At 52.8% G+C, this 11,872-nt stretch carries 12 protein-coding genes and 2 pseudogenes; 7 read left to right on the top strand and 7 right to left on the bottom strand.

From position 1 onward, the window contains the following. Window positions 1-23: 23 nt before the first annotated feature. The 4 genes from ACRBCU_RS01945 to ACRBCU_RS01960 all read left to right on the top strand — a co-directional run bounded on the left by ACRBCU_RS01945 (window position 24) and on the right by ACRBCU_RS01960 (window position 2,600). Complete coding sequence (locus tag ACRBCU_RS01945) at window positions 24-416, top strand: PTS sugar transporter subunit IIA (RefSeq protein ID WP_431363669.1); 393 nt, start codon at window positions 24-26, stop codon at window positions 414-416. A 17-nt stretch (window positions 417-433) separates the two neighbouring features. Then, a complete protein-coding gene (locus tag ACRBCU_RS01950; RefSeq protein ID WP_431363670.1) occupies window positions 434-712 on the top strand; it encodes an HPr family phosphocarrier protein in 279 nt (92 codons plus the stop codon). A gap of 51 nt (window positions 713-763) precedes the next feature. Next, the gene (locus ACRBCU_RS01955; RefSeq protein WP_431363671.1) at window positions 764-1,657 is read left to right on the top strand and encodes a lysophospholipid acyltransferase family protein; all 894 of its coding nucleotides are present in this window, start codon (window positions 764-766) and stop codon (window positions 1,655-1,657) included. A 118-nt stretch (window positions 1,658-1,775) separates the two neighbouring features. Further along, window positions 1,776-2,600: a DUF6473 family protein gene (locus tag ACRBCU_RS01960; RefSeq protein ID WP_431363672.1), complete on the top strand. Its 825-nt coding sequence runs from the start codon at window positions 1,776-1,778 to the stop codon at window positions 2,598-2,600. Window positions 2,601-2,657: 57 nt separating this feature from the next. Here the strand turns inward: ACRBCU_RS01960 and ACRBCU_RS01965 are convergent, their stop codons facing one another. The 7 genes and pseudogenes from ACRBCU_RS01965 to ACRBCU_RS01995 form a co-directional block, all read right to left on the bottom strand. Further along, window positions 2,658-3,584, bottom strand: coding sequence for an electron transfer flavoprotein subunit alpha/FixB family protein (locus tag ACRBCU_RS01965; protein ID WP_431363673.1), 927 nt, complete (start codon window positions 3,582-3,584; stop codon window positions 2,658-2,660). Next, window positions 3,584-3,746 (bottom strand): annotated as a pseudogene (locus ACRBCU_RS01970) (electron transfer flavoprotein subunit beta/FixA family protein); the annotation flags it as partial. The gene ACRBCU_RS01965 and the pseudogene ACRBCU_RS01970, both read right to left, overlap by 1 nt. A gap of 2 nt (window positions 3,747-3,748) precedes the next feature. After that, window positions 3,749-4,341: pseudogene (locus tag ACRBCU_RS01975) on the bottom strand (electron transfer flavoprotein subunit beta/FixA family protein); the annotation flags it as partial. Between the two features lie 203 nt (window positions 4,342-4,544). Beyond that, on the bottom strand, window positions 4,545-5,117 hold the full coding sequence (locus ACRBCU_RS01980) for a cob(I)yrinic acid a,c-diamide adenosyltransferase (RefSeq protein WP_431363674.1): 573 nt from the start codon (window positions 5,115-5,117) through the stop codon (window positions 4,545-4,547). Between the two features lie 3 nt (window positions 5,118-5,120). Continuing rightward, window positions 5,121-5,321: a twin transmembrane helix small protein gene (locus ACRBCU_RS01985; RefSeq protein ID WP_431363675.1), complete on the bottom strand. Its 201-nt coding sequence runs from the start codon at window positions 5,319-5,321 to the stop codon at window positions 5,121-5,123. Window positions 5,322-5,390: 69 nt separating this feature from the next. After that, the gene (locus ACRBCU_RS01990) at window positions 5,391-6,233 is read right to left on the bottom strand and encodes an SDR family NAD(P)-dependent oxidoreductase (RefSeq protein WP_431363676.1); all 843 of its coding nucleotides are present in this window, start codon (window positions 6,231-6,233) and stop codon (window positions 5,391-5,393) included. Window positions 6,234-6,290: 57 nt separating this feature from the next. Beyond that, complete coding sequence (locus ACRBCU_RS01995) at window positions 6,291-6,836, bottom strand: SH3 domain-containing protein (RefSeq protein ID WP_431363677.1); 546 nt, start codon at window positions 6,834-6,836, stop codon at window positions 6,291-6,293. 180 nt (window positions 6,837-7,016) lie between these two features. Between ACRBCU_RS01995 and parC the strand changes: the two genes are divergently transcribed. From parC to tuf, 3 genes are all read left to right on the top strand, one after another. Further along, complete coding sequence (gene parC, locus ACRBCU_RS02000; RefSeq protein ID WP_431363678.1) at window positions 7,017-9,320, top strand: DNA topoisomerase IV subunit A; 2,304 nt, start codon at window positions 7,017-7,019, stop codon at window positions 9,318-9,320. Window positions 9,321-9,382: 62 nt separating this feature from the next. Beyond that, window positions 9,383-10,102, top strand: coding sequence for a hypothetical protein (locus tag ACRBCU_RS02005; protein ID WP_431363679.1), 720 nt, complete (start codon window positions 9,383-9,385; stop codon window positions 10,100-10,102). 88 nt (window positions 10,103-10,190) lie between these two features. After that, a complete protein-coding gene (gene tuf / locus ACRBCU_RS02010) occupies window positions 10,191-11,366 on the top strand; it encodes an elongation factor Tu (protein WP_431363680.1) in 1,176 nt (391 codons plus the stop codon). Window positions 11,367-11,872 lie beyond the last annotated feature (506 nt).

Genomic DNA, 11,872 nt, shown 5'->3' on the forward strand with positions numbered 1-11,872 from the left:
AAGCTGGAACAAAGGTGTGTTCTTTGATTGGGATCGTTATCGTCGCGCATGGTGGCCTCGCACACGAGTATCTCTCTGCGATAGAGCATGTCGTCGGTGCTCAGAATCGTGTTCAGGCGATATCAATCGAAGCGGATCACGATCGCTCGACGAAACAAGTCGAGATTTGCAATGCCGCAGAAACCGTTGATTCTGGCGATGGTGTTGTCATCGTGACAGACATGTTTGGGGGCTCTCCTTCCAATTTATCGCTAATGGCTTGTCAACCAGCGGGAAGACGCATCCTATATGGTGCAAATTTGCCGATGCTGATCAAGCTTGCTAAATCCCGCGAGATGGCTGTGGGTGATGCTGTGCGCGCTGCGATAGACGCGGGGCGCAAATATATTAACACTCAAAACATTTCAAATGCTTGAAATAGAGGCACAATTTTATGTCCGAGACAGTCACAAAAAACCTAAAAATCGTCAACGAAAAGGGCTTGCATGCACGCGCTTCGGCTAAACTTGTCGAAGTTGTTGAAGGTTTTGATGCGACGGCTGATGTAAGCAAAGACGGCATGAGCGCGCTTGGTGACAGCATCATGGGTCTTTTAATGTTGGCAGCTTCCAAAGGAACAAGTATTGACGTGACAACAAGCGGTCCTGATGCGGCCGCCCTTGCGGACGCGTTAGAAGCACTGGTTGCGGATCGTTTTGGAGAAGATTGCTAAGCGGACGCATTGTTGTGTGGCTCGCGCAGGCTGGGGGGATGGGGCCTGACTATGGTGGAACAAACACAGCGACCTACGACACTTTCTCAACCTGTAAGAGCTGCCAACGCCGCTGCAAATAACGCCCCTTACGATAAGCGCAAGCTGTCCTATGCAAACACCTTTACCAATCCTTGGAAGGCGAATCTCATTCGCGTCATGGAATGGACAACGGGCAAGATCCCTCTCATTCGATTGGTGCGCAGGTTCGAGCGAACGGGTGCGGAGGATGGACAAGGATTTTGGTCACAAGCCTTGGGCCATATGGGCATTGAGTTGCGCACCTCTGATGCCGAAATCGCGAATATACCCGCAACTGGACCAGTGATCGTCGTCGCAAACCATCCACATGGTTTGGTAGATGGCATGATCTTGGCCGAGCTAATTGGCCGCGTGCGAACAGATTACCGTATTCTGACCCGCTCGCTTTTGACTGGCGTTAGCGAGATCGAAGAGTTCATGATCCCTGTTCCGTTCCCGCACGAAGAAGATGCGCGTGAACAGTTTTTGGATATGCGTCGCCGTGCGATGGCGCATTTGGATGACGACGGGGTGATCGTATTGTTCCCATCTGGCGTTGTGGCGTCCTCAGAGACTTGGTTCGGTCCAGCGATTGAGCAGCAGTGGAACCCTTTTACAGCAAAGATGATCCAGCGCTCTGGCGCGGTAGTTGTACCGATCCATTTTCCGGGCCAAAATAGCCGAGCCTATCAAATTGCAAATCGTATTTCAGCGACGCTGCGCCAAGGTTTGCTGATCCATGAAGTTATGCACGCCTGTGGCAAGCCGCAGCATCCGATCGTCGGCGCGCCAATTCCCAAAGAGAAGATCAAAGAATTGTCGAGCAATCCACGTGGGCTCGTTGCTTGGCTGCGCGAACATACAATGGGGCTCGGCAAGAGCTAATCCGCGCCTGAAGCTGCCGTCAAACGTCAGAAGTCTTTAATACGAATTTTACCTTTAGTCATTTGTTCACCGAATCGCGTCACGCTTTCTTTTGGGTGTGAAAAATAAGGTGGGTGAAATGACCTATGACGGAGTCGGCCTTCGTGGCTTGGATTATGAGATATGTGTATATGATGGATCACGGCTGAAATTTCGCGGGCCGAAGATTGATCTAAACAAACCCTATGTTGCGTTCCTTGGTGGCACTGAAACATTTGGTAAATTCGTTTCAGATCCGTTCCCAAACCTATTGGCAAAGCATCTGCCTGCGGCGCCAGTCAATCTGGGTTTGATCAATGGGGGGCTTGATGCCTACCTTAACGATCCTGCAACACTAGATGTCGCAAAGCGGGCCGAACTACGCGTGGTTCAAGTGATCGGTGCGCTAAATCTAACCAATCATTACTTCAAGGTTCATCCGCGCCGAAACGATCGATTTGTTTGCGCTCAAGATACGCTCAAACGTTTGTTCCCTGAAGTAGACTTTACCGAGTTTCACTTTACGCGCGCGATGCTAAGCGCACTGCGGGCACATTCGGGAGAGCGTTACAGGATGGTATGTAACGAGCTTCAAGGGATTTGGCTCGCACGTATGACGGTCTTGTTAAAGCTTTTGGGGGATAAGACCATATTACTTTGGTTCGGTTCGCAAAAACCTCCAGAGAACGGGACAAACACACCGTGCGATCCGATGCTAATAGACGCAGATATGGTCAATCGAATGCGTGAAAAAGTCAGTTCTTATGTGGAGATCGTACCAGATCGTCGGGTGATCGCACACGATCACGCGGACATGATGCGCACTTTGATCAACCCAGAAGCTGCGACGCAAGTGTTAGGGGAGGGGGCGCATCTACAAGCGGCGCAAGCCCTGCAAGAAACTTGTGTGCATTTGATGCATTAAACGCAAAAGGCCCGCAACGTGATGTGCGGGCCTTTCCAATTTGAAACCAGTGAAGCTTTACAGCTTGGAGGTTAGCTCTGGAACTGCGTCGAAGAGATCGGCAACCAGACCGTAGTCCGCGACTTGGAAGATCGGCGCTTCTTCGTCTTTGTTGATCGCAACGATGATCTTTGAGTCTTTCATACCCGCCAAGTGCTGGATCGCACCGGAGATACCAACAGCCACATAAAGATCAGGCGCAACAACTTTGCCTGTCTGGCCAACCTGCCAGTCGTTCGGCGCGTAGCCGGAATCAACCGCAGCGCGGGATGCACCAACTGCCGCGTTCAGCTTGTCAGCAAGCGCTTCGATGATTTTGAAGTCATCTTCAGAACCAACACCGCGACCACCAGACACAACAACGCCCGCAGACGTGAGTTCTGGACGATCAGAGGTCGCAACCTTGTCCTCAACCCAAGAGCTGAGCGCAGGATCAGCCGCTGCACCGATGTTTTCAACAGAGGCAGAACCACCTTCGCCAGCCGCATCGAATGTCGCGCCACGGAATGTGATGACTTTCTTTGCGTCGGAAGACTTAACAGTCTGCATCGCGTTGCCCGCATAGATGGGGCGCTCGAATGTGGAGCCATCAACAACCGCTGTCACGTCAGACATCACCATCACATCAAGCAATGCCGCAACGCGGGGCATGATGTTTTTGGCATCTGTCGTCGCTGGCGCAACGATATGCTCGTAATCGCCTGCAAGAGAAACGATCAGGTCTGCGACTGGCTCTGCCAAACGCTTGCCGTAGATCGCATCCTCTGCGCAAAGCACCTTCGCAACGCCGGAAATCTTCGCTGCCGCTGCTGCCGCGTCTGCGCATGTCGCGCCAGTTGCAAGCACTGTGACATCGCCCAAAGACGCTGCCGCTGTGACAGCTTTTGCTGTTGCGTCTAGCGCCAGCTCACCATCGTTTACTTCTGCGAGAAGAAGAACAGCCATTATACAGCCCCCGCTTCTTTGAGTTTCTCTACCAGCTCATCGACCGAGCCAACCATGATACCTGCTGCGCGCGCGGCTGGTTCAACCGTGCTGACAATCTCCAAACGTGGGGATACATCAACGCCGTAATCCGCTGCAGTTTTCTCGTCCAAAGGCTTTTTCNNGCCTTCATGATGTTTGGCAGGGACGCATAGCGTGGCTCGTTCAAGCGCAGGTCAACAGTCACAACCGTTGGCATGTTCACTTTGATCGTCTGAAGACCACCGTCAACTTCGCGCGTTACTGTTGCGCTATCGCCGTCGATGTCGACCTCAGATGCGAATGTCGCCTGTGACCAACCCATGAGCGCTGAGAGCATTTGGCCCGTTGCGTTCATGTCGTTGTCAATCGCTTGCTTACCGCAAAGCACGAGGCCCGGCTGCTCTTCGTCAACGATACCCTTGAGGATTTTCGCAACTGCGAGCGGCTCAATGTCAGAGTGCACATCATCTGCTGCAATCACGAGGATTGCGCGGTCCGCGCCCATTGCCAAAGCTGTGCGCAGTGTTTCTTGGGCTTGCTTAACGCCGACAGAAACAGCGACGACTTCGTCGACTTTGCCAGCCTCTTTGAGGCGGATCGCCTGTTCGACAGCAATTTCGTCGAACGGGTTCATGGACATTTTCACGTTGGCGAGATCAACACCGCTTCCGTCCGCTTTAACGCGTACTTTCACGTTGTAATCAATCACGCGTTTGACAGGTACGAGGACCTTCATTGGCGGATACTCCCTTTTAAAGGCGCACAGGGGCGCAGAATTACACCGCCTGCAATATGCAAAGTGGCTTAGAATCAACAGACCAAAATCGACAAGGATTGCGGTCATGACGTCGCGTTTGTGAAAAAAAGTATGAATTTTTCACGATGTCAATCGCGTTCGTCAATTTCAGCCGTTGTTTTGGTGTTTTAGTGGGTGGGGGCCTAGCGGTTGGCCCCCGGAACCCAAAGAACGTCATCTTTGCCACCGTTATTGGCAATGCGCCCTGCGACGAAAAACCAGTCGGATAAACGGTTCAGATATTTTACGGCAGCGGGGTTCACGCTTTCAATCGAAGACAGTTCAACAGAGAGGCGTTCAGCGCGGCGCGACACTGTACGGCAAAGGTGCATCTGCGCGGCAAGGGCAGAGCCACCAGGCAAAATGAAGCTGCGAAGTGGCTCAAGCGAGGCGTTCATCACATCGATTTCTGCTTCGAGGCGTTCAACTTGCGCATCGCTCACCCGCAAGGGTGGATATTCAGCATCTTTGTCGTTTTCCATGTCAGGACGACACAAGTCTGCGCCAAGATCGAAAAGATCATTTTGGATCATTGCGAGCTTTGCATCCATGTCACCGTTCGCATGTTGACGTGCAAGCCCAACTGTAGCGTTGGTTTCATCAACCGTTCCATAGGCATTCACACGCATGGAATGCTTTGCTACGCGCGTGCCATTTCCAAGCGCTGTTTCGCCTTTGTCACCTGTTTTCGTATAGATCTTGTTCAGCACAACCATGGTTCACCCCCTTGAAAGGTAGACGACGGCGAGGATGACCAGAACGGCTACGAATTGGGCATAGATGCGATATCGCATGAGGCGATTGGCGTGTTTGCGATTGAATTCGCCGCCTTTTGCAAAGCCACCGATGCCCGTCAACAAAATGCCCACTACAGAGAGCATCGCAACAACCATGATGATGAAAAGTGGATCTTTTAGCATTTCGTTCCTAGCTTTGTTCCTTGCACATGTAGCGATCCAACTCGAAAAAGCGAATGACAAATTGCCCCATCACCCTTTGGAGATCACCCAATCAAGCATGCGTGTGCTGAGAATGCGTCGCAATGCCCCCATAACATAGGTGGCTTTGTGAAGATAGTAGCGTGGTTTAGGGCGTTGGCTCTGGCAAGCGTGGAGTAGCTTGGCGGTAACCGCGCTCGGGGGCAAGTCGATCTTGTCAGGGCCGTTGTCTGTGTAGAGCCGATCTAAGAGGCCCCCTTCGTATTCTTCGCGGCGCGCGGAGTCTTTCCAGTTTATCCAACGCTCAAAGTGCGGAATCGAGTTTTTCCGAATGTCTGTTGTGATCGGGCCCGGTTCGATGAGTATGATCTCGATTGGTGTATCGCGCATTTCAATGCGAAGCGTATCTGTTAGCCCCTCCAGCGCAAATTTACTGGCAGAATAGGCCCCGCGCCATTTCATTGTCACAAGGCCCAAAACAGACGAACAATTGATTATCCGACCATGCCCCTGTGCGCGCATGATCGGTAAAACGGCGCGGGTCAGTTCGTGCAAGCCGAAAACGTTGCATTCGAAAATGTCACGCAAACCATCGCGCGGAAGATCCTCCACTGCGCCGGGTAAAGCAAAAGCGCCATTGTTAAAGACGGCATCTAACGTACCGCCTGTCGCCTCGATCACCTCGGCCAAGCCGCTTTGGATCGTTGTCGAGTCCGAGTAGTTTATCAAAGGGCTTTCAAAGCCTTCGCCAATCAAACGATTACAGTCGTCGCGTTTTCGGCAGGACGCGAAAACGCGCCAGCCCGCCGCGCGCATTCCATGTGCCGCGTCATACCCGATCCCAGACGAGCAGCCGGTGATCAGTATCGTTTTGCTGTTTTTTGAATTACCCATGAAAAAGCCCACCTCAATGACTTGGGTGGGCTTAGCATCTTTGAATGCGCTGGCAACTTAGTTGTTTGACGCTGTCAGCAAGAAATCGGCCATCCAGCCGACGCGCCCGTTTTCAGCAACGCGCAGCTTGACCCAACCATCACCGGGGTCTTGCAGGATTTCCACCTGTTCACCACTGGTCAATTTGGCCACCACGCTAAAGTTCTGGCCCGGGCCATTTCGCATGTTAACACGTGCAGCGGTCACTTCGCGAATATCTTGCGGTGCAGCCACGTCTTCGACGACGGCATCAGCAACAATGTCTTCGGCTTTGTCAGCGTCCAGTGCCGCAGTGACAGCTTCAAGGACTTCATCTTGCTGCGTTTGCGGCTGCTCAGTGCTTACGATTGCGCTCGCCAATACGACTTGTTCGACCGGTTCGGCCTTTGGCTGGTTGCGTAACTTCTCGGCTTTAGCTTCTGCGAGTAAACGCTCTTTCTCGATGCGTTCAATTTGCAGCGCGGCGCGCTTTTCATCAGCAATGGGCACAAATTCGTTCCCGTCGCTTAACTCATAAAAGGCAAACGCCAAAAAAGCGAATGTGATTACAATGATCTTACCCATGATCCCCCCGGATACAAAACTACTGGCGCGGTAAGCGTCTTAGGTATCCTTATACCTGATTCTGCAACGCAATGATGGGCGAATTTTATGTTTTATTTCCCCGTTGCTTGAAAACATATCCACAGGGCAAAAGCGTATCGCATCTTGCCGCCCCGATTGGCGGAAGTTAGAAGCAGATCCATGAGCGATAATACCCAAGATGACACACCCCTAGTTCCTGATCTGAGCGAGCCATTGCGCCGTGCCTTAGGGGAACGGTATCTAACCTATGCGCTCTCAACGATTATGCACCGTGCATTGCCCGATGCGCGCGATGGGTTGAAGCCTGTTCATCGGCGTATCCTGTTTGCGATGCGCGAACTGAAACTGACATCTACAGGCGGTTTTCGTAAGTCGGCCAAAATTTCTGGTGACGTGATGGGCAACTATCACCCGCATGGGGATGCCGCGATCTACGATGCGATGGCCCGTTTGGCGCAGGACTTTAATGTGCGTTATCCGCTCGTAGACGGGCAGGGCAACTTCGGCAACATCGACGGCGATAACCCCGCGGCCTCGCGTTATACAGAGGCGCGCATGACCTCGGCGGCAGAAGCCCTGCTCGAAGGGCTTGCTGAGAACGCCGTTGATTACCGCGAGAATTACGACGGCACGCTAACCGAGCCTGTCGTATTGCCAGCCAGCTTTCCAAACCTGCTTGCCAATGGCTCCAGTGGTATCGCGGTCGGCATGGCGACCAACATTCCGCCGCACAACATCGCTGAACTTTGCGAAGCTTGCTTGCATTTGATCAAAACACCTGATGCGCGCGACGATACGCTTTTGAATTTCGTGCCGGGGCCTGATTTCCCGACGGGCGGCGTCATTGTTGAGCCTAAAGAGAACATCGCAGAGGCGTACCGCACGGGGCGCGGTTCTTTCCGATTGCGCTGCAAATATGACGTGGAAGACCTTGGGCGGGGGCAATGGCAAATCGTTGTCACAGAAATTCCGTATCAAGTCCAAAAGTCAAAGCTGATCGAAAAGATCGCTGAACTGATCCAGAACAAGAAAATCCCCATCCTTGGCGATATTCGCGACGAGAGCGCCGAAGACGTGCGCATCGTACTTGAGCCACGTTCCAAAAATGTTGAACCCGATATTTTGATGAACATGCTCTATCGCAGCTCTGACCTTGAGGTGCGTTTCTCGCTTAACATGAACGTGTTGATTGATGGGCTGACACCCAAGGTTTGCTCACTGAAAGAAGTGCTGCGTGCCTTCCTTGATCACCGACGTGACGTTCTGATCCGCCGCTCTGAACACCGCATGGAAAAGATCGACCACCGTCTTGAGGTCTTGGAAGGTTTGATTATTGCCTTCCTCAACCTTGATCGCGTGATTGATATCATTCGCTATGACGACGATCCAAAGGCTGCGCTGATGCGCGAGGATTGGGGGCGCGAATTTACCCGTGCGATGGACGAAAAAGACTACGTTTCTCCAGCGCCCGGCGAGGGCGAGCTGAGCGAAGTTCAAGCCGAAGCAATTCTTAACATGCGCCTGCGCTCTTTGCGCCGCCTTGAAGAAATGGAACTCAAGCGCGAGCGCGATGCCTTGATGGAAGAACGCGCTGGGCTGGATGATTTGCTCAATAGCGGTGATTTGCAATGGTCTCGCGTCGCGGAGCAAATTCGCGAGACGAAAAAGCAGTTCGGCAAGAACCACCCCGCTGGCGCGCGCCGCTCACACTTTGCAGAAGCAGGCGAAGTCGAAGAAGTACCACTTGAGGCAATGATTGATCGCGAGCCGATTACAGTTGTTTGCTCAAAGATGGGCTGGATTCGCGCAATGACGGGTCACATCGACCTCAAGCGCGAGCTAAAATTCAAAGACGGGGACGGACCACGTTTCGTATTTCATGCAGAAACGACCGACCGTTTGCTGGTATTTGGCACAAACGGGCGGTTCTACACAGTTTCTGCCGCCAACCTTCCCGGGGGGCGCGGCATGGGCGAGCCCTTACGCTTGATCGTCGATCTGCCGAATGAAGCAGACATCGTTGACTTGTTCATTCATAAAGCGGGCCGCAAATTGCTTGTGGCCTCGTCCGCGGGGGATGGATTTGTTGTCCCTGAGGATGATGTTGTTGCGCAAACGCGTTCTGGCAAACAGGTCCTGAATGTGCGCGGTGATACGCGCGCGTTGGTCTGTAAACCTGTGACAGGGGATAGCGTCGCTGTCGTTGGTGAGAACCGCAAAGTGCTTGTGTTTGGTTTGGATGAGCTCCCCGAAATGGGGCGTGGCAAGGGTGTGCGTCTTCAGAAATACAAAGATGGCGGCTTGTCCGATCTGACAACCTTTACGCGCGAAGATGGGCTGTCTTGGCTTGATCCTGCGGGGCGCACGCGCACCGAGACGGAACTCTCGGAATGGTTGGGCAAACGCGCGAGCACAGGGCGGATGGCACCGCGCGGCTTCCCGCGTGACAACCGCTTTACCTGACGCAGCGATTGATCTTAGCGCGTCTGTGCGATAGCAGGGCGCGGCTGCCAAAGGGGTGATCTATGTTGCGATTCTGTGCCGTTCTTCTAGCTGTCCTAAGTCTAAGTGCTTGTGAAGACATAAATGATCTAACCAAACCGCCGTCTCCGATCGGCGAATTTTCTCTTGCACATAATATCGTTATTGCGCCCAATCTTGTCATGGGGCCTGCCTCTCGCGAAGCGGATAAAGATGTTTGGATCGAGACCTTTACCAAAGCGGTCGATGAACGTTTTTCCCGCTATGAAGGCGATCAACACTATCACTTTGGGATCTCGTTAGAGGGCTATGTCCTCGCGCAGCCAGGAATTCCTGTTTTGCTTTCCCCCAAGTCGGTCCTTATTTTCAAGCTTACCGTTTGGGATGATGCCGCAGGCGAAAAGCTAAATGGCGAACCAGAACAGATTACTGTCCTTGAATCGCTCGATGGTGAGACGATTGTCGGCTCTGGTCTGACGAAAACGGCTGAGGAGCAAATGCAAACCTTGTCCGAGAACGGCGCAAAGCTCATTCAGCGGTATATCACTCGTCAGCACCGCGCAGAAAAATGGTTTAAACGGCGCCCAGAAACGGCGGCGGCTCAGCAGGCAGAAGCCGCAGAAGTTGCGGCAAACGCGGTTGAAAAAAAGGCCGAAGATGCGCCAGAAAACGCAGCGAAATCTGTTGATGACGCGAAACAAGCCATCAAAGAAACCACGGAAGATGCGGTGAAGGAAACAGTTGAAGCCACTCCTGCGAACTGACGCTTGATTTTTATCCGCGAAGCCAATATGTGCGCGGCAGAGAAAAACGGGTTCGTTGAGAGCCCACCTAAATCCAAGAGGTGCCAAGATGGCTAAGGAAAAGTTTGAACGCAATAAACCGCACGTCAACATCGGCACAATTGGCCACGTTGACCACGGTAAAACGACGCTGACAGCTGCGATCACGAAGCAATTCGGTGACTTCAAAGCGTATGACGAAATCGACGGCGCGCCAGAAGAAAAAGCGCGTGGTATCACGATCTCCACAGCGCACGTTGAGTACGAGACAGAGACACGCCACTACGCGCACGTTGACTGCCCAGGTCACGCTGACTACGTCAAGAACATGATCACAGGTGCGGCGCAAATGGACGGCGCGATCTTGGTTGTGAACGCAGCAGACGGCCCTATGCCACAGACACGCGAGCACATCCTGCTGGGCCGTCAGGTTGGCATCCCGTACATGGTTGTTTACATGAACAAAGTTGACCAGGTTGACGACGAAGAGTTGCTCGAGTTGGTTGAAATGGAAATCCGCGAGTTGCTCTCTTCTTATGAGTACCCTGGCGACGATATCCCTGTGATTGCGGGTTCCGCTCTGGCTGCTCTGGAAGACCGCGACGACGCGATCGGCAAAGAGTCCATCGACAAACTGATGGCAGCGGTTGACGAGTATATCCCAACACCAGCACGTGCGGTTGACCAGCCGTTCCTGATGCCTGTTGAGGACGTGTTCTCAATCTCCGGCCGTGGTACAGTTGTAACGGGCCGTGTTGAGCGCGGTGTGATCAATGTTGGTGACGAGATCGAAATCGTTGGCATCAAAGACACTCAGAAAACAACATGCACAGGTGTTGAAATGTTCCGCAAGCTGCTTGATCGCGGTGAAGCAGGCGACAACATCGGCGCACTTCTGCGTGGTATCGACCGTGAAGCGGTAGAGCGTGGCCAGGTTCTTTGTGCACCTAAGTCCGTGAACCCACACACAAAGTTCGAAGCAGAAGCCTATATTCTGACAAAAGAAGAGGGTGGCCGTCACACGCCATTCTTTGCGAACTACCGTCCACAGTTCTACTTCCGTACGACAGACGTTACGGGCACAGTTGAGCTTCCGAGCGGTACAGAAATGGTAATGCCAGGCGACAACCTGAAGTTCAACGTTGAGCTGATCGCGCCAATCGCGATGGAGCAAGGCCTGCGCTTCGCGATCCGCGAAGGCGGCCGTACAGTTGGCGCGGGCGTTGTGTCTGCAATCACTGAGTAACAACGTTCTTTCCGCTTCGCGGAAAAACGTTGAGTGCGCGGCATACGTTTTTGCCCCGCAAAACACGTAGAGAGCGGCACCCGGAGCAACTTGGGTGCCGCTTTTCCTTTTAGTACCGCTTCGCGGACGTAAACATCCTCACCACTAAGGTGAGGACAGTGCACCAAAACCAAACGGCACCCAGAGAAGTCTGGGTGCCGTTTTCCGTTTTACACGACCCAAAACGTAAGGTGCGTGGTCACCACGCACCTTCCTTAAACTTCCGTGGCAGGGCGCTTTGCGTTTTGGCGGCTCTAAACATAACGATGATGTCGCATGGGCATTCACAAATGCAATTTTCTTAGGCAGACATGCATGCGTCAAATATTTTCCTGTGAATTAAATTTTTTTCTTGTGCGTGGTGTTTTCTGGTGATCTTACTTCTGTCAGTAGAAAAGAGTCGCTTTGAAAAGAAGTGGTCTTGATAGCAGGTTGAGTGCTCTAGATTAAGGTGCGCTGGAGGTCCA

Source organism: Planktotalea sp., assembly GCF_050633725.1.
In the GTDB taxonomy this organism is placed as follows: domain Bacteria; phylum Pseudomonadota; class Alphaproteobacteria; order Rhodobacterales; family Rhodobacteraceae; genus Planktotalea.